Raw genomic sequence first — 17,769 nt, 5'->3', positions numbered from 1 at the left:
CGGTTATGCCTACTTATGTCGGAATGTTGTGCTGCCCACCGTGAATCCAGCGGATGGCGCTGCACAGGAACGGTGTCCGGCAACCGGATTACCCGGCGTTCGGCCGGGTCCGCACGGTGATGCCATTGCCGATGCCGCCGCCGGAGGCCGCGTCGATATCGGCCAGGATCGAGCGGATCGGAATGCCGAGCGTCGCGGTGCCGCCGTACTGCGCGAGCGCCATATTGGCCTCATTGCAGTCCGGTGCGTCGGCCGCATTGGAACCGCTGGTGATGCCGAGGGCGAGGGTGCCGGAGACGATCGCGCCGCCGCTGTCGCCGCCGAGCGTGCAGGCCGAACTGGCGAAACCGCGCACGGTCTTGCTCACGCCCTCGGAGGTGTAGAGCTGGGTTTCGACCCGGTCCGCCACCACGAACCCACAGGTGAAGGTGGACGACTGGCCCGATTTGCAGACCGGAGCGCCGGTGACCGGCTCGGCGGTGCCGGTGATGGTCAGCGTGGTGCCATTGGATCCGCGCACCGACGGCTGGTCCATACCCGCGTTGATCGAGCGCTCGTTCAGCTTGATGACGGAGTAGTCGAGCGCGCTCGGGCCGCCCAGGCTCGCCTGGACGAAGTTGCCGAGCTCGATGCTGTTCGGGATGTCCCGGATATTGGGCAGGTAGACCGCGGCCTGCTGATCGCTCTTATCGATATTCGGATCGCAGTGGCCCGCGCTGATATTCAGCGCGTTGCCCGAAGCGTCCACGCTGTTGAAGCCGAACGAACAGACATCGACGCCGCGCAGCGAGGTGTCCTTCAGCGAGGTCGGCGCGGTGATATAGGTATCGCCGCCCATCGGACGGCGCTCGACGGGACCACCGCCATTGGGCGACAGGATGACCTTGACGTTGGCGATCAAGGTCGGCAGGTTCAGCGCGTGACCGACCGGCGTATTGGCGACCGACATCACCAGCTGGCTGTTGAGGAAGTCGATCGCGACGGAGTTGATCGACTGGGAGATCTCCTTCGGCAGCGTATTGATCCACTGATTGAGCTGCATCAGTGAGTTCTCCAGGCTGTTCGCCGAGACCGGGGCCAACCGGGTCTGATAGCCGTCGGCCGCGGCGATCTTGGCGGCATCGACCGAGGTGACCGCGACGACCGCCTTGCCGTCGGTGCCGATCCAGGCGCCCGCATAGGTATCGGGGCGTTCGCTGCGGAACGAGCGCGCATAGTCGCTGAGCTGCTGGGCCTTGGCCGAGCGCTCCAGATACTCCGCGGGCGTCATCTTCAGATCGCGGGAGATGGCCTGCACCAGTTCGGGCGGCAGGTTCTCCGCATTCAGCTGCCCGGGTGCGGTCGGTTCTGCCGAGGCGGCGGTGGTGACGAGTAGGGGTGCGATGAATACGGTCGCGGCGAATCCGATCGAGGCCGCCTTGACCGCGGCGCTACGCGCCACCAACTTGCGCATGAAGTCCCTTCGTCGGCACGAGGTGTGCCAGCCACGTCCGTGGGCCGCGGGCTGCATCCGCTCGGCGCACAGTCTTCGTCCAGCAACAGACCTGTTGTACGCAAATTTTGCGACAACATCGGTCAGCCGATCACTTTAAGGCACAAACCTACGTCGGGCCCCACTAAATCATCGCGGAGATGGGAAGTCGAACGTGTACTGCGGTTCCCACGGCTGCGGACTCCAGCCGGGGGCGGTCCACATGGGGAACGGGCGTGTCGTCGTGGTTCGGCTCGAGCGCGTGGTGGTGGTGGCGGTCGGCGGAGTCGTCGTGGTCGGCGGCTCGGTGGTGGTGGTAGTGGTCGGCGGCGGTGTCGTGGTCGGCACCTCGGTGGTCGTCTCCGGTTCGCTGCTGGTGATGACCACGGGTGGTTCGGTGGTGGTGGTGACTGGCGCGGTCGGGAGGTTGACCGGCGGTTGCGGCGTCGGGCTCACCGATACCTGATCGGATTTGGCATCACGCACCGGCGGCACCGGGGTCGCCGGGTCATGGAACAGCACCGAGATGCCCAAGCCCCCGAGCACCAGACCGATGACCGCGGCAACCCCGATCAGCAGTGGGGTGACGCGCGGTGGCTTGGGCTTTCCGGCGGCGGCCGCGGGCGCCTCGACCGCGGTCGGTGCAACCGGTTCGCCGGCGGGCGCGACGAGCGTTTCGCCGATCGGGATCGCCGCCGAATAGGCCTGCAGTTGTGCGTCCGGCGTCGGCACCGCCGGGATGACGTCGGTGACGACGGTCGAATTCTCGGCATCGCTCGGATCCGGCGGTGTCGCGCCAGCGGGTGTCGCCAGCACCGCGGCCAATGCGGCCCGGGCGGCGTCGTAGGCGTAGGACTGCTCCGGTTCGACGGCATCGCTGACAGGTAGGTCACCCTCGCTGACCAGCAATACCGAACGCAGGCCGAGGTAGTCGAGGGCTTCGCGCAGCGAGAGCACGTATTGGGACGGCCAGCCGGCGGGATAGGTCGCGTAGAACTCGGCGGCGCCGTTCAAATGTTCGGCGGTGAGGTTGATCAGGCAGAACAGTGCCGTCGCGACCAGGTCCTCGGCCCGGTACGCCTCGCCGGCGTCGACGGAGATGCCGGCGGGATTGCCGACCGCGGAGGCGAAACCGGTGATCGAATGCGTATGACCGGCCGGGGCTGGACCGCCGAGGACGGTATCGCCGTCATCGGACATGTGCAGGATCGACTCACGGACTATGAACTGTGGTTCGCCGTTGTCGGTCACGATGGCCGCTGTGCAGTTGTCCTCGGCGATGCGCAGGCCCACCCCAGTGGCCATCCTCAATTACCTCGCTTCGGCGTCACGGATCGGCAGGCACCCCGGTCACACCAGCAGCGAGCCGTGTCCCATGGCGCGGAGCATCGACAATAGCTCCGAACGGGAACGGGCACCGATCCGGCGTCGGATACGGGCGACATGATGCTCAACGGTCTTCGCCGAAATATACAGACGAGCGCCGATCTCTCGATAGGTCAGACCGAGTAGCACGAGTTCGGCGACCTCGCGTTCGCGGTCGCTGAGAATCGCCGCGTTCGGCACGGGTTCCGGCGGCGTCGGCCCATCGCCGTTGGTCGAGGCGGGGGCGGCCGGGCGGACCGGCTGTTCCTGGGGCCGGGCGTCGGCGCGGACGGTTCTGGCCAGTTTGAGCAGTGTCGTCGCGGTGGCGGATTCGGCGGCCGCGAGTGCGGCCTCGCTCGCGAGCCTGGCGGCATCCCAGGTCAGGCCGATCTCGCTGAGGCCGGCCACGGCCGCCTGCACCGGGGTCGCGGCGACCTGTCCGCGCAGGACGAGCACCCAGGTGCGACCCGCGTCGGCGAGGATCGCGGCGTGCCGGTCCCCGGCTTCGGCCGCGGCCTTGAGCAGCCGGGCATGCGGGAGCAGTTCCTCCGGACTTTCGTGCGCGATCGCGGCCTGCACGCCGTACCAGTGGAAGGCATTGGCCCAGGCGGGCGGTTGGTCCAGCCGGCGCAGCAGTGCAAGGGAGGCATCGACCAGCGGCGCGATCCGGCGCTCATCGCGCAGCCGGATGCCCGCCAGCCATAGCTCACCGATCGGCAGCAGGGTGAGCAGATCGGCATCGACATCGTCGAAGAGCGGATAGGCGGCCTGCCAGGCGCGAGTGAGCGCGGCATGATCACCGCCGCGGCGCGCCAGGCCGACCGCGACGCCGTGTGCGAGCAGGCGGTCGCGGATATCGAGCGAATCCGGTTGCAGCGCGGCCACGGTGGCCGCGGCGGCCTGTTCGTCGCCGCCGAGCATCGCGGCCCACGCGTTGAGCACCTGTAGTTGATGGCAGCGCAGGCCGCTGGTGCCGGCCCGGCGCAGCGCCTCACCGGCGCGGCGCGGCTCACCCGTGCTCAGGCACAGCAGCGTCGCGATGGAGACCGCGGTGCACGGTAGGAACCGATCGCTGCCCGCATCGGCCTGCGCGGCCTGGATGAGTGCGGATACCGCTGCGGCGGTACCGGTTTCGTGTTCGACGATGGTGCGGGCGAGCGCGCTGGCGATCAGGCGGGCGTGCGCGTTGGCCTCGGTCGGCGGCCACTGCGTCGATGATTCGGACAGCTCCGCTGCGGCGGTCACGTCACCCGCGAGGTACTGCACGGTGGCGCCGACCGCCCAATCCGCGCCGATCCGCCGCGCGCCGAGCCAGGAATACAGCTGGGCGGCGCGGCCGACCAGACCACGTCGGGTGAGCACTGCCGCGCAGATCCGCACGGCCGCGGCCAGTTCCACACCGGAGACACCCGGGCGAGCCAAGAGCGGTTCGGCCAGCCGGATGGCCGTATCGCCGTCGCCGGTGTGCGCGGCCGCTTCCGCCCAACGCAGCGAGATGAGGTCGGGATCGGCGCCGCTTGCCGCCGCGGCCGCGTAGTAGCGGACGGCCTCATGACCCGCCTTTTCGGCTGCGGCGCTGAGGAATTCGGCCAGCCGGCGGTCGCGGACGCCGGATTCGGCGAGCAGCAGTGCGGTGTGATCGCGGAGCAGGCCCGCATCCAGTCGAGCATTGAGCAATCGGCGCTGGACGGCCACGAAGCGGCGATCGCCGAGCAGCGTGCGCAGCGGCTTGACGGCGGGTTCCAGCAGCAGATCGGCATCGGTGACCAGGGCGCTGGCCCTGGCCCGGTCGATAAGGTCCTGGGCCGCGGCACTTTCCACGCCGAGGACCTCGGTGAGTTCGGTGGAGTCCAGTCCGGTGCCGGTCGTGGCGACGACCAAGGTCTCGAGCAGGTCCGGCTCGAGGTTGTCCAGGAGAGCACGGGCCCATGCGGCGACGGCGTCGTCGACGGCGCTGATCCCGGCGTCGAGGCGGGCCGAACAGGCGGCGGTCAGCGCGGCGACCACACCGCCGCGGCTGCCCGCGGTCTGGCGGTGAATGTGCTGGGCGACCGGGCGCGGCACCGCCATGCCCAGTTCGCGGGCGAACGGCGCGATATCGGAGACGCCGAGGGCGCGCAGATCGGCCACCCGGCCGCGGCGGGCGACGGTGTCGGCGAGCGTGCGCAGGTGCGGATCGTGCGGACGCGGCTGGGTCGCGACGATAACGGTGTAGCGGCCGGATTCGATGGTCGCGCGGAGGGATTCGAGATCGGCTGCGCTGAGGGTGTGCGCATTGTCGATGACCAGGGCGGGGCGCGGGGCGGTGCCGCCCGGAAGGGTGCCGTTGGTGGCGCGAATGCCCTGGCCGGTGCTGGGCTTTTCGGCGGTTCGGACCGGGTGGCCGGTGCGGTGGCCGTCGCCGCTGACATGGTCCGCGCTGTTCGTGCGGATGCGGTTGGCGGGCGAATCGGTGTCGGCGTGCGGCCGGTCCGGATTGTGACCGTCCGTTATCGCATGCCCGCCGTCGACCGGGTTGCCCTGCGGCGCAAGGTATTCGGGCATTGCGGGATCGTCCTGAAACGGGATGCCGTGCGCGCGCAGGCGGGCCCGGATCACCGAAAGGAGGGTGGATTTGCCGGAGCCGGAGCGGCCGCGGATGAGATAGACGACCGGTTGCCGGTCGGCGGAGTCCAATTCGCGAAAGATCTCGCGAGCACAGGGCAGCGTGTCGAAGGCGATATCACTCATCATCTGCCTCCGGGAATCTTCGGCAGTGCGGATACCACGCCGCCGACGGTGTCGCCCAGGGTGTCGGTCGGCAGGGTCAGGGGCACGGTCGGGACCTGCGGCTGCGGTACCGGCTGCGTTGTCGGCTGCGGCTGCGTTGTCGGGCGTGGCTGCGGTGCCGGAGCCTCCGTCGACGGCTGGGTCGCGGGTATCGGTTGACCTTGCGCGGGTTGACTCTGTGCCGGTTGACTCTGGGCGGGTTGGCCGTCGGTGGTCTGGACCGGCACGGGCTGATCGTTCACCGCGGCGACGGTGCTCGCGGTCGGGGAACTCGGTTGTCCCGCGACGGGTTTCGGCCGGTCCGTGGTTGCGGCGGGCGAGTCCTTCGCGGAGGTGACCGCGGTGTCGGAGGTATTGCCACTATTGGTCACCGCGACGACCGCTGCGCCCGGCGCGGTTGTCGGGTCGGGGCCCGCAGGCGGATTCGGCCCCGACTGCGCGCCGGTGCCGATGGCGACGGTACCGGTCGCGAGTGCGCCGAGTATCAGTGCCGCGCCCGCGATGATGGCGGCGCGCTGGCGGCCGGAGAGCCTCCGGCCGGACCGGTCGCGCTTTTTCGGCAAGGTCTGATTGGGCACGGTGACGTTGTCGTCGGCCGGGGCGCGGCCGGTCATGCGGGCGCCCTGCGCGGTCGGCTCCACGCGTCGCGGCGCCGTCGGAATTTCGGTGGTCTTCGCGATGCCGACGGCCATGGCCGCCACCGGGGTGTGATCCAGCGTCGCCGCGAGCAGATCCGCGGCCAACTCGGCAGCACCGAGTGCGCTGGTGAACTTCGGCTCGGGCGCCGCGACCACCGGGAGTCCGAATTCGGTCGAGACCAATTCGGCGACCAGCGGGATCGCGCCGCCGCCACCGGTGAGCAGCACCCGGCCGATATCGCCGATATCGAGTCCGGCGCGATGTACCGCGTCGCGAATGAGGTCGATCGAGGTCAGCAATGGCCCGCGGAGCAGATCCTCGAGTTCGCCGCGGACCAGTCGGATGTTTTCGGCGTGGTGATCGGCCGGGTTCAAACGGACCGGGACGACTGTCGCGGTATTTGTGGAAAGCTCTTCTTTCGCATATCGACAGCGATCGCGCAATGCCGACAATTCCCGTTCGATGACCGGATCGAACGGATCGAAATCATTTCCGCGCAGGGCATTAGCCAGGACGTAGCGCATGGTCAGCAGATCGAATTCGGCGCCAGCAACATCGGTGGTCCGCAGTGGTGTGCCGAGCACTGCCGCGGCAACGCCGGTACGCACCACCGAGACGGTGAGACCGGATGCGCCGAGGTCGTAGACAACCACCGCGCCGTCACCGAGTGGGCCGTGTGCGGCCTCGAGCCAGCGCGCCGCCGCGGTCGGTTCCGGAACGAGGGTCACCTCGCGCAGACCCGCGCGATCCAATGCGGCCCGCTGCACATCGACGGTGTGCCGTGACCACCACGCCGGATGGCAGGCGACCGTGGATTGTGTTGTGTCGGCGCCGATCTCCTCGATCAGACAATTGACCGCGGTGGCCACGAGATCCGCTGCGGAGTGGGCACTTCCGTCTTCGGCGAGAATATCGACCGGATCGCCGACCCGTGCGAGGAAGCCCTCGAGTACGACGTCATTGGAGTGCCTGCCGGTCGGGCGGGCGCCGCTGCCGAACGCTGGCGCCGCCTCCGGGGTGAGGCGCAACACGCTCGGATGGGTTATGACGGTGCCACCGGAGTGGCCCCGGTCGAAATCGCTGCCGTCCCCCGGGGTCGCCACCGCGACCGAATTCGACGCTCCGACATTGATGCCGAGCGCCAGACGCTCTGTCATTCGAGAACCCCGTTCGAAAACTGTGTGGCCCGGTAGTCGCTGTTGTAGTTCAGGAAGGGGCGGAGTGGACCCGCCAACCGCAACACTTCTGTCGGTTGCTGAGCATCCGCCGTTACTAAGGCGGGGAAGTTGCGGGGAAATTCCCCTAATGGTTCGGGTGCCCCTAACGGTGACGTGCGGTGCGCAGTAGGGGTGCGCCCCGTTTCGAAGTAACGCTTGACGTCCCTAGCGTGAAATGCATTCCAACGACCGCGGATCGCGAGGGTCCGCTCATCCAGGGAGATGATTTCGATGACACCGAACGCGATTCTGGAGTTCATCCTCAACCTGCTGCGCGACCATGAGGCAGCGGTGGGTTACTGCGCGAACCCCGGACAGGCACTGGCGGCTGCCGGTTTGCCCGCGGTGACGCCGGAAGACATTGCCGCCGTCGCCCCCATGGTCGCCGAATCGGCCCTGATCGCTGGCGGTTCGCAGCTGTCGGCAATCGTGGCGGCCGGTGGCGCTGGCGCGGCCGATGCGAATGCCGCCGCGGGTGTGAATACCGCCGCGGCGGTCGGTGTCGGCGCGGCCGCCGACGCGGGCGTCGACCTGGGCACCGATATCGATCTCGGCGCCGATCTTGGCATCGGCACCGGACTCGACCTGGCGACCGGCCTCAATGGCGCGATCGGCGCTGGTCTGCAGGCCGGAGCCGACCTCGGCGCCGGTGTGGCCACCGGGCTCGGCGGCATTGTCAATGCGGGCACGGGGCTGACCACTGGTCTCGGCGGCGTTGTAGATGCCGGCGTGCAGGCTGTGACCGGTCTCACGGCTGGCCTCGGTGGTGCGCTCGGCGCCGGTGCACAGGCCGGGGCCGATCTGGGTACGGGTCTGTCGGGTGCGATTGATGCCGGTGCGCAGGTGGGCACTGGCCTGGGCGGTGCGCTCGGCGCGGGCCTTGGCGGTGCCGTCGGCACCGGTGCGCAGGTGATTTCCGGTTTGGAGACCGGATTGTCCGGCGGTCTCGGCGTGGGCGGCCAGGTAGGTGCCGGACTCAACGGCGTCATCGATGCCGGTGCCGACCTCGGCGCTGGCCTGAGCAGCGCCATCGGTGGCGGTGCCCAAGCGGGTGCCGACCTCGGCACGAGCCTGTCCACCGGTCTCAGCGGTGTGGTCGATGCTGGCACCCACGCGGCGGCGGGCCTGGAGACGGGAATCGGCGGCGCCGTCGGTGCGGGCGGTCAAGTGGGCGCGGACCTCGGTGCCGGACTCGGCGGCAGCCTGTCGACCGGCCTCAACGGCGCGGTGGATGCCGGTTCGGGCCTCGAAGCGGGCCTGTCCACCGGACTCAGCGGCGCACTCGACGCCGGTGCCCAGGCGACAACTGGGCTCTCCAGCGCCATCGGTACCGCGGCCGACGTGAACACGAACCTGACCACCGGCCTCAGCGGTGCCGTCGGCGGAGCGACACAGATCGGCGGTGATCTCGGCGCGGGTCTGTCCACCGGACTCAGTGGTGCGGTCGATGCCGGTGCGCAGGCGGGTGCCGAACTGGGCGGCAGCTTGTCCACCGGACTCGGTGGTGCCGTCGATGCTGGTGCCCAGGCCGGAAGTGATTTCGGCGCAGGGCTGTCCACTGGAATCGGAGGTGCTGTTGACGCTGGCGCGCAGGCGACCTCGGGAATCGAGAGCGCGTTTGGTGCTGGGGCGCAGGCGGGTTCGGAGCTCGGTGGGGGGCTGGCCAGCGGTGTCGGCGGTGTGGTGGATGCGGGTACGGGGCTGGGGGGCGGATTGTCTTCTGGTGTGTCGTCCAGTGTGTCGTCCGGGGTCGGTGCGGCCGGTGAGGTGACGACCGGGCTGGAGTCGACGCTGGCCACCGGTGCCGCGCTCGGTGCGGGCGCCGACCTCGGTGGCGGGTTGTCGACGAGCCTGGGCGGTGGTTTCGACGGCGGCGGACAGGTCGGGTCGGGTCTGGAGACCGGTCTGGGTGGTGCTGTCGACGCGGGTGCGCATGCGACGACCGGGCTCGCGGGTGCCGCGAACGGCGGGTTGACCACCGGCCTCGGTGGCGGTGCCCAGGCGGGTGCGGATCTCGGTGCCGGTCTGTCGTCCGGTTTGAATGGCGCGCTCGGTGGTGGTGCCCAGGCGGGTGCCGATCTCGGCGCGGGTCTGTCGTCCGGTCTCACTGGCGCGCTCGGTGCTGGCGCGCACGCGGGTTCGGAGCTCGGTGCTGGTCTGTCCGCCGGTGTGGGCGGTGCTGTCGATGCCGGGGGCCACGCGGTCACCGGGCTGCAGTCGGGTCTGTCCACCGGAATCGGCGCTGCCACCGGTGTCGGCGGCAGCGTGACGTCCGGTGTGCAGGGCGCGGTCGATGCCGGATCACATCTGGGTACCGGCCTTTCCACCGGAATCGGTGGTGCCGCCAGTGGCGGTGCACAGGCCGCAACGGGCTTGGAAACGGGGCTCGGCGGTAGCGCGCATGCCGGAACCGGTTTGGCGACCGGACTCGGCGGTGCCGCACACGCGGGAACCGGTTTGGAAACCGGACTCGGCGGTGCCATCGACAGTGGTGTGCACGCCGGAACCGGACTTACCACGGATCTCGGTGGATCGGCGAATGCCGGTCTCGGCGGCGGTCTTTCGTCGAGCGTCGACAGCACGGTGCACTCCGGTGTCGCTGGTTCGGCCGCCGGTGCGGCGCAGGGCGCTGCCAGCGGTGCCGCCGATCTCGGCGGTCACGCCGGTTCCGCGCTGACCGGCGGCGCGTCCTCGACCGTCGGCTCCACCGCGAATACCTGGTCGTCGCTGGATGTTTCGAGTGCCTTCGGTTCCGGACTCGACAGTTCGGCCGGATCGCATCTGGACACCTCGGTGACCGGACACAGCGACTCCGGGCTCTTCACCGATTCGCACGCGGGTGCCGACCTGAGCGGACACGCGGGCGGCGATCTCGGCGGCGACGCCTTCCTGCACTAAGAAGGTATCTGCCCCGGCAGATATCCGTACGAAAGAGGTTCGATGGGGACACCCGCAGTGCATGCTCAACCGCCCGCAGTACCGCTGCTGACGGTACTGGGTGAAACCATTGCCGCGGCACGCGCCGCGGGTCGCAATGATCTGGTCGACCGCCTGGAAGTGGCGGCCGACCGGGTCCGTGATCCGCGGCGGCGCATCGTGATCACCGGACAGCTCGGTCAGGGCAAGAGCTGTTTCGTCAATGCGCTGTTGAACCTCGAGATCTGCCCGGTCGGCGACGATGCGACCACCGATGTCCCGACCTTGCTCGCGCACGGTACCGAACCGCGCGCCGAACTCGTGCTGGCCGGTCCGAGCGGTGCCGAGGAGGCGCGAGTTCCGTTGCCGATGAACGAGATCGGCTCGGTGCACGCACGCGCACCGCAGGCGCACGGCCGTCGCGTGTTGCGCCTCGAGATCCAGCTCCCGAACCCGCTGCTCGCCGACGGCATCGTCCTGGTCGACACCCCCGGCGTCGGCGGGCACGCGAGTTCTTATGCGGCAGGCGTTCTCGGCATGGTCGCCACCGCCGACGCGGTGCTGGTGCTCTCCGATGCGTCCACCGAACTCACCGAACCGGAACTCGCCTTCGTCCGGCAGGTCCGCGAACTGTGCCCGACCACCGCACTGCTGCTCACCAAGATCGACCTGTATCCGCATTGGCGCCAGGTGCATCAGGCCGATCTGGACCATCTGGGCCGAGCCCGCGTCGATGTCCCGATCATCCCGGTCTCCGCGGTACTGCGCAGGCACGCGATGCTGCTGCAGGACCAGCAGTTGGGCATCGAATCCGGCTTCGGGATGCTGTACCAGTTCCTGCGCGATCAGGTGGTGGCCCGCGATCAGGCGGCGACCCGGCTCGCGGTGGCCCACGATATCCAGTCCGCCGCAGAGCATTTGGCGCTCGCGCTCGGCAGTGAACTGGTCGCGCTGCGCGATCCGCGCCAGGGCGCAATGGCGGTGCGCGAGCTGCAGTTGGCCAAGACCACCGCCGAGGATCTGCACCGGCGCACCTCGGCCTGGCAGCTGACCCTGTCCGACGGCATCACCGATCTGGCGGGCGATATCGATCACGATCTGCGCGAACGCCTGCGCGAGATCGCCAGAACCGGTGAGGAGTGGATCGATAAGCACGATCCGGGCCGACATTGGGAGCGGATCGCCGAATGGCTCACCGGCGATATCGACGCCGCGCTGGGTGACAACCTGCTCTGGACGCACACCCGGGCGATCGAACTGGCCGAACGGGTCGCCGCGCACTTCACCGAACTCGGCGCGGTCGACCTGCCCGATGTCAGCTCCGGTCTGCACACCGAAGACAGTCGCACCGGCACCGGCACCCTCGCCGATCTCGAGCCCGATATCAGCTTCGGCAGCAAGATCCTGGTCGGCATGCGCGGCTCCTACGGCGGTGTGCTGATGGTCGGGCTCGCCACCACTTTCGCCGGGCTCGCGATGCTCAATCCGATCTCCATCGGCGCCGGTGTGCTGGTGGGCGGCAAGGCATTCCGCGATGACAAGCAGGCCAGATTGGCCCGCCGGCGCAACGAGGCCAAGGTTGCCATCCGGCGCTTCGTCGACGATGTCGCCTTCCAGGCGGCCAAGGAGTCCAAGGACCGCATGCACCGCATCCATCGGGCGCTGCGCGATCACTACACCGGCATCGCCGAACGCGCCCTGCGTTCGATCGACGATTCGCTGCGGGCCGCACAGGAGGCGGCGAATATGGAGACGGCGCGGCGCACCGAGCGCTGCGTGGTCCTCGACCGGCAGCTGCACATGGTCGCCGAGCTGCGACGCTACGCGGATGCCATGTAACCGGCCATCGCCGCGCTCGGTGCATGGGCCGCCGGTACGGTAGCTCCGTGAGAAGAGACGTGACCCGGCACGATGCCCGGCAGGCGCCCGGCATCGTCGCCGAGGCACATCAGCTGGTTGCCGCGGCCAGGCAGGCCTTTCCGCGTGAGCCGCGGCCGCGCGCACTGCTGGCCGACTGTGCCCGTCGCCTGGATCAACCGCTGCGGGTGGCGCTGGCCGGTTCATTGAAGGCGGGTAAGTCGACCCTGCTCAACTCCCTGGTCGGACAGGACATCGCCCCGACCGATGCGACCGAGTGCACGCGTGTCGTCACCTGGTACCGCAATGGCTCGACCCCGAGCGTTACCGCCTACTCACCGGATGGGGCGACGGCGAATGTGGTGGTGCGTCGCGGCAGCGGCACCCACGGGCTGACCTTCGATCTGGAACGCCTGAACTGGAATGCGCCGGGCCCGCGGCCGGTCGACCATCTCGAGGTCGAGTGGCCCGCCGCGGCGCTGGCGAATACCACCATCATCGACACCCCGGGCACGTCATCGCTGTCGCGGGAGGTGTCGATGCGCACCGCGCGACTGCTCACACCGGGCGATGCGGATGGCGACCGGGCGGGTACGGGTGTCTCGGTTCCCGGCGCGGACGCCATTGTGTATCTGCTGCGTCGGCTGGACGATGCCGATATTCGGTTCCTCGAACAGGTCGGTGCTGGGGCGCAGGGTATTTCGGGGCCGCTCGGGGTGATCGGAGTGGTTTCGCGCGCCGATGAGATCGGGGCGGGCCGAATCGACGCACTGCACTCCGCCCGCGATGTCGCGATGCGTTTCGCGGGGGAGCTGGAGCGAACCGGGCTGTGCCAGGCCGTCATTCCCGTCGCCGGTCTGCTCGCCTTCGCCGCGGCGACGCTGCGTCAGCAGGAATTCACCGCCTTCGAGGCATTGGCCCAGGTTCCGGTCGACGAGCTGAGCGCCGCACTGCTCTCGGCGGATCGCTTCGCGCGTCCCGATATCGCGCTCCCGGTCCCGCCGGAGCTACGCGCCCAGCTCGCCGAACGCTTCGGCCTGTTCGGAATTCGGATGGCGGTGACGCTGATTCGGCTCGGTGTGCGCGATTCCGCCACGCTGGCAGCGGAACTGACCAGCCGTAGCGGTGTGGACGAGCTGCGCTCGGTGCTCGATGTGCAATTCGGCCAGCGCGCCGACCAACTCAAGGCGCATTCGGCGCTGACTGCGCTGGCGCGCGTGCTCACCGTCTACCCGGGCACCCAGGCCGATCAATTGCTGCCCCGAGTCCGCACCCTGCTCGCCGATGTCCACGGCTTCGCCGAACTCCGTCTGCTCGGCCGCTTGCGCACCGACGAATTGGCGCTGCCCGCAGCGGATCTCGCCGAACTGCACCGCCTGATCGGCGGCTCCGGCGTGGCCACCCACCTGCGGCTCGGCCTGCCCTCCGGCACCGACGCCGCCGGCCAGCGCGCCCAGGCGCTGGCCGCGGTGCGCAAATGGCGCGCCCGCGCCCGCCACCCGCTGGCCGACCAGTTCACCACCACCGCCTGCCTGACTGCCGCGCGCAGTGCCGAGGGGACGCTCAGCCTGCTGCCGGAGTGATTCCGGTGTGCGCGATCCGGTGACCCGGGGATCACCGCCCGCACCGCAGCGATATGCGACGGACCCGCGCGACCGGTCGCCGGATCACGCGGATCGAAGCCACCCGCACGCCGCCGCAGGATGCGGAATTCGTCACCGCGACCGGACAATTGGATGGCGGGCGTTGGCGCATCGTGTTTCGCCACCGCACGCGGCGTGCAGTCGTGACCAAGGGTGCACACCGATGCGTGACCTAGCTGGTGATCCGGCGCAGCGCGTCGGCGAGTTCGCCGCCCGACGGTGCGTGAGTGGCGCACCTCACAGTGAAGATCGGGGCAGTCCGGTCACAGCCGCCGCGAATCCGGTGTCGAAACGGGGTGAAGCAGTTCACCGGAAAGGAACGAAGTCGCCATGACCACCACCATCACCCTGAACCCGCAGATCCTCGGCCAGGCCGAGAACGCCCATCGAGCGATGCTCGAGCAGATCCTGCGCGGCACCACAATGACCTACCACCAGTGGGTCGGACTCACCCTCGCCGCGGTCGCGGGCGGGGAAATCCAACTCGACCAGCTCCTGTCTCGGCTGACCGGTGCGCTGAAGACCGATGCGGCCACCGCGCGAAACGCACTCGCCGAGTTGGCTGCCGCCGAGTTGATCGAGCAGGGCGACACCATCCGAGTCACCGACCTCGGAAAATCCCGTTTCGGTAGCGTCCGTGCCGATATCGACGGCGCCATGGCGCGGGCCTACGCCGATATCTCCGCCGCGGATCTGGCGACCGCCGGGCGCGTGCTCGCTCTGGTGACCACGCAGCTCAACGCGGTGCTGGCGACTGCGTGACACCTCGCCTGTGTCGATCTGCCGCCCGGGGGTACGCCTGAAATTACCGAGGCAGGGAGAACACGATGACGCAGCAGGATGTGGTCAACGCACTGTTGGATCGGGCGGGCGCGGGCTACGCGGCCGAGGCCGGAATCGCCCTGGCCGATAAACCCGCCCCGCTGTTCCAACTGCTCATGCTCACCGAATTGCTCAGCACCAGGATCTCCGCCGATATCGCGGTCGCCGCGGCCAAGGAACTGGTGAGCACCGGGTACCGCACCCCGCAGCGGGTCGCCGATGCCGACTGGCAGGAACTGGTCGACGCGCTCGACCGTGCCCACTACAAGCGCTACGACGAAAGTACGGCTTCCCGCTTGGGTGCCAATGCGTCTCGTGTGCTGGACCGCTACGACGGCGACCTGCGCAAGCTGGCCGACGAAGCCGAGCAGGATCCGATCCGGGCCGCCCAACTGCTGCAGCAGTTCCAGGGCATCGGCCCCACCGGAAGCGATATCTTCCTGCGCGAGGTCCAGGACGTGTGGAGCTGGGTCCGGCCGCATTTCGACGAACGCGCACTGCGCGGCGCCGAACGCGTCCGACTACCCACCGACCCGGACCGCCTGGCCGACCTGGCCCCGGAAAACCACACCGCCGACCTGGCCGCGGCGCTGGTCCGCGTCACCCTGGACAACGAAATCGCCGAACAGGTCCTGGCCGCCAGCTGAGGCTCAGGTGATCCGCACGTGTACCCGCATACCGGCCGCAGCGATCATGTTGACCAATGCGTCCAGGCTGAACAGCTGCGACCGACCGCAGTGCAGATCGGAGATCCGGGCGGCGCTCACGCCGAGCTGCACAGCGGCGGCCTCCCGGCTCCAGCCGCGCGTGGCGATCCAGTCGGTCAGTTCGAATATCAGCTGCGACCGCAGTCGCAGGTTCTCGTGATCGCGCGGGGTGTCATCGATCGCATCCCACACGATGTCGAAGATCTTCTCGGCCATGCTGTGCCCACCTTCTCGAGCTGTTCGAGCAGTGACGGTGTACAAGTGGAGAGACCGTGCCCATCGTCGCAGCCGGTGATGCCGCACGCAGGGAACTCCGCCGAACACGCCGTAATTCCGGACCGAGCGTAGGAAGGTCGTGAGGTGATGCCGGACCGTGACGAGCAACAATTCGCCCAGGTGAGGCTGGCCGCGGGAGCGCTGTTCGTGCGCGACGAGGACGTACTGCTCGTATATTCGGCCGATAGGTGCCATTGGGAGATTCCGGGTGGCGTTGCCGCGCCCGGCGAATCACCCGCCGCGGCGTGTCGTCGCGAGGTCCGGGACGAACTCGGCCTGGACCGTCCGCCGCAGCGGCTGTTGGTGCACGACTGGGCACCGAAAGTCGATGACGACAAGATCATCTACATCTTCGACTGCGGTGAGCTCGGCGACGCGTCGGCAGTCAAGTTGTCGAGCGAACTCGAGCGCTGGCAGTGGGCGCGCGTCGACACCGTCGACACCTTCGCCCGCCCCAGCCTGGCCCGCCGCATCTGGCAGGCCTTTCGTGCCCGCATGGAGGGCCACGCCGTCTACCTCGAACACGGCCAACCCACGCTCGTCCATCCGGGCACCGAGGTGGCGGCTCCCTCGTGGCTGGACCGTCAGGCCGACCGCGACCGCCATCTCGGCTGACCCGTCCGGTCAGGGGGTCGTCGCGCTACTGGCCGGATCGATGAGGATCTTTGCGTGCTCCTCCGGATTCGCCAGGGCGGTGAACGCATTATCGATGCCGTCCAGCCCGACGGTGCCGGTGATCAGCGGAGCCGGGTCGACCTTGCCATCGGCGAGCATATGCAGCGTGTCGCGGAACTCGCCCGGGTCGTAGCCGAGGACGAAGCGGACTTCGATCTCCTTATTGATGGCCATCGCGGGTTGGAAGCGGTCGGTCTCCATGCAGACGCCGACGACGACCACCCGCGACAGCGGCGGCGCGGCCGCGATGATCTGGTCGATAATGCCCGGAACGCCGACACATTCGAAGATGACCGGGCCCGCCGGAGCGGCATTGAGCGTGTGTGCCACGCGGAACAGGTACCACCACGGCAGATTCGGGATGCGGCGCAGCCGTTCCATGGTGTCGAATCCGAGGCTGAGGATATCGGTGACATCGTTGATCCGGCCGCGTTTCGGCGCTGCGTCCCATGGGGATCCGGTCGCGGGATCGACCACGATGTCGGCGCCGCAGCCGAGGGCGAGGGCCCGGCGGCGCGGGGAGAAATCGCTGGCGACGACGGTGCGCACGCCAGCCGCCTTCAGCATGCTGATGACCGCCAAACCGATGGGGCCGCAGCCGATGACGAATGCGGTCTGGCCCTTGCCGACCCGCCCCTTGCGCACCGCGTGCCAGGCGACGGCCATCGGCTCGGTGAGGGCGGCATGCTCGGCCGAAAGACCGTTGGGGACCGGCATGGTCATGGACTCCTGGACCACCACCTGCTCGGCGTAGGCGCCGGGCGCCGCCGTCGAAAGGCCGGTCAGCTGTGGTGCGCCGTCGTGGCGCACGATGGGCAGCGCCACCACGGGGGTGCCCGGCCGCCACCGCTTGCGGCAGCCCGGCCCGTAATCGACTATCTCGCCGCTGAATTCGTGCCCGAGCACGACACTCTGATCCGAACGCATGAACTGGTCGTATCCGGTGCGCCCGGCCAGCTCCGCCATCTCGTCGGCATGGGTGCGGGCATGCAGATCGGAACCACAGATCCCGCAGCGTGACACATTGATCAGTACCTGCCCGCGTCCGGGCACCGGTGTCGGAAGTTCCTCCACCGCGAACTTGGTATTGGTGACGACGGCGGCCCTCATAGACGAACTCCTCGGATCGGCGGGGCACGAAGCTTCCCTTGCCGCCACCCTACTGCCGAGTTCGTGGGACACGGCGAAAATCGCGCGACTGGATCAGACAGTTGCCCTCGCCGCCGCCGTCGCCGGCTTCGACCTGCGACGAACCGGCACATCCGACGGGCTCGTCCGTGCCTGAGGGAGACCTCGGGCATTCGTGATCACAAACGGCGGCGGCTCCCGCGTTGATGCGGGCCCAGGCGTGCACCATCCATGCGGTGCCGGTGAAGGCGGTGAACCAACTCGCCTCGTCGAAGAACAGCAGC

At 68.9% G+C, this 17,769-nt stretch carries 13 protein-coding genes; 6 read left to right on the top strand and 7 right to left on the bottom strand.

The genetic code is table 11. From position 1 onward, the window contains the following. Positions 1 to 88: 88 nt before the first annotated feature. The 4 genes from ABZ293_RS21145 to ABZ293_RS21130 all read right to left on the bottom strand — a co-directional run bounded on the left by ABZ293_RS21145 (position 89) and on the right by ABZ293_RS21130 (position 7,401). A complete protein-coding gene (locus ABZ293_RS21145) occupies positions 89 to 1,453 on the bottom strand; it encodes a S1 family peptidase (protein ID WP_355183026.1) in 1,365 nt (454 codons plus the stop codon). Between the two features lie 168 nt (positions 1,454 to 1,621). Continuing rightward, entirely contained in the window at positions 1,622 to 2,776 is a 1,155-nt protein-coding gene (locus ABZ293_RS21140; protein ID WP_355183024.1) for a hypothetical protein, read from the bottom strand. A gap of 45 nt (positions 2,777 to 2,821) precedes the next feature. Then, a complete protein-coding gene (locus ABZ293_RS21135; protein ID WP_355183022.1) occupies positions 2,822 to 5,566 on the bottom strand; it encodes a LuxR C-terminal-related transcriptional regulator in 2,745 nt (914 codons plus the stop codon). Continuing rightward, a complete protein-coding gene (locus ABZ293_RS21130) occupies positions 5,566 to 7,401 on the bottom strand; it encodes an Hsp70 family protein (RefSeq protein ID WP_355183020.1) in 1,836 nt (611 codons plus the stop codon). Before ABZ293_RS21130 ends, ABZ293_RS21135 begins: the two co-directional genes overlap by 1 nt. A gap of 291 nt (positions 7,402 to 7,692) precedes the next feature. Here ABZ293_RS21130 and ABZ293_RS21125 point away from each other — a divergent pair, with 291 nt between their 5' ends. The 5 genes from ABZ293_RS21125 (at position 7,693) to ABZ293_RS21105 (ending at position 15,346) form a co-directional block, all read left to right on the top strand. Continuing rightward, positions 7,693 to 10,359 (top strand): IniB N-terminal domain-containing protein, encoded by a 2,667-nt coding sequence (locus ABZ293_RS21125; RefSeq protein WP_355183018.1) that lies wholly within the window; start codon positions 7,693 to 7,695, stop codon positions 10,357 to 10,359. Between the two features lie 42 nt (positions 10,360 to 10,401). Next, positions 10,402 to 12,216 (top strand): dynamin family protein, encoded by a 1,815-nt coding sequence (locus ABZ293_RS21120; protein ID WP_355183016.1) that lies wholly within the window; start codon positions 10,402 to 10,404, stop codon positions 12,214 to 12,216. A gap of 47 nt (positions 12,217 to 12,263) precedes the next feature. Continuing rightward, the gene (locus ABZ293_RS21115; RefSeq protein ID WP_355183014.1) at positions 12,264 to 13,817 is read left to right on the top strand and encodes a dynamin family protein; all 1,554 of its coding nucleotides are present in this window, start codon (positions 12,264 to 12,266) and stop codon (positions 13,815 to 13,817) included. A 390-nt stretch (positions 13,818 to 14,207) separates the two neighbouring features. Beyond that, entirely contained in the window at positions 14,208 to 14,639 is a 432-nt protein-coding gene (locus ABZ293_RS21110; RefSeq protein WP_355183012.1) for a hypothetical protein, read from the top strand. A 65-nt stretch (positions 14,640 to 14,704) separates the two neighbouring features. Beyond that, entirely contained in the window at positions 14,705 to 15,346 is a 642-nt protein-coding gene (locus tag ABZ293_RS21105) for an endonuclease (RefSeq protein ID WP_355183010.1), read from the top strand. A gap of 3 nt (positions 15,347 to 15,349) precedes the next feature. Here the strand turns inward: ABZ293_RS21105 and ABZ293_RS21100 are convergent, their stop codons facing one another. Beyond that, on the bottom strand, positions 15,350 to 15,622 hold the full coding sequence (locus tag ABZ293_RS21100) for an XRE family transcriptional regulator (RefSeq protein WP_355183008.1): 273 nt from the start codon (positions 15,620 to 15,622) through the stop codon (positions 15,350 to 15,352). 147 nt (positions 15,623 to 15,769) lie between these two features. Between ABZ293_RS21100 and ABZ293_RS21095 the strand changes: the two genes are divergently transcribed. Further along, complete coding sequence (locus ABZ293_RS21095) at positions 15,770 to 16,297, top strand: NUDIX hydrolase (RefSeq protein ID WP_354954782.1); 528 nt, start codon at positions 15,770 to 15,772, stop codon at positions 16,295 to 16,297. Positions 16,298 to 16,306: 9 nt separating this feature from the next. On the opposite strand, the gene ABZ293_RS21090 is transcribed toward ABZ293_RS21095, so the two are convergent. Together ABZ293_RS21090 and ABZ293_RS21085 are read right to left on the bottom strand one after the other, a co-directional pair. Further along, the gene (locus ABZ293_RS21090; RefSeq protein ID WP_355183006.1) at positions 16,307 to 17,467 is read right to left on the bottom strand and encodes a zinc-binding dehydrogenase; all 1,161 of its coding nucleotides are present in this window, start codon (positions 17,465 to 17,467) and stop codon (positions 16,307 to 16,309) included. Between the two features lie 49 nt (positions 17,468 to 17,516). After that, positions 17,517 to 17,769, bottom strand: a 253-nt coding sequence (locus ABZ293_RS21085; RefSeq protein WP_355183004.1) for a hypothetical protein, incomplete at its 5' end; no start/stop codon positions are given.

Source organism: Nocardia sp. NPDC005998 (genome assembly GCF_040614395.1).
In the GTDB taxonomy this organism is placed as follows: Bacteria; Actinomycetota; Actinomycetes; order Mycobacteriales; family Mycobacteriaceae; genus Nocardia.
The sequence above is the reverse complement of the archived record's forward strand: the minus strand, read 5'-3'. Positions and strand labels throughout refer to the sequence as shown.

Coding starts and splice junctions, on each gene's coding strand:
- ABZ293_RS21145 (WP_355183026.1), bottom strand. CDS start 1,453: ATGCGCAAGTTGGTGGCGCGTAGCGCCGCGGTCAAGGCGGCCTCGATC.
- ABZ293_RS21140 (WP_355183024.1), bottom strand. CDS start 2,776: ATGGCCACTGGGGTGGGCCTGCGCATCGCCGAGGACAACTGCACAGCG.
- ABZ293_RS21135 (WP_355183022.1), bottom strand. CDS start 5,566: ATGAGTGATATCGCCTTCGACACGCTGCCCTGTGCTCGCGAGATCTTT.
- ABZ293_RS21130 (WP_355183020.1), bottom strand. CDS start 7,401: ATGACAGAGCGTCTGGCGCTCGGCATCAATGTCGGAGCGTCGAATTCG.
- ABZ293_RS21125 (WP_355183018.1), top strand. CDS start 7,693: ATGACACCGAACGCGATTCTGGAGTTCATCCTCAACCTGCTGCGCGAC.
- ABZ293_RS21120 (WP_355183016.1), top strand. CDS start 10,402: ATGGGGACACCCGCAGTGCATGCTCAACCGCCCGCAGTACCGCTGCTG.
- ABZ293_RS21110 (WP_355183012.1), top strand. CDS start 14,208: ATGACCACCACCATCACCCTGAACCCGCAGATCCTCGGCCAGGCCGAG.
- ABZ293_RS21105 (WP_355183010.1), top strand. CDS start 14,705: ATGACGCAGCAGGATGTGGTCAACGCACTGTTGGATCGGGCGGGCGCG.
- ABZ293_RS21100 (WP_355183008.1), bottom strand. CDS start 15,622: ATGGCCGAGAAGATCTTCGACATCGTGTGGGATGCGATCGATGACACC.
- ABZ293_RS21095 (WP_354954782.1), top strand. CDS start 15,770: ATGCCGGACCGTGACGAGCAACAATTCGCCCAGGTGAGGCTGGCCGCG.
- ABZ293_RS21090 (WP_355183006.1), bottom strand. CDS start 17,467: ATGAGGGCCGCCGTCGTCACCAATACCAAGTTCGCGGTGGAGGAACTT.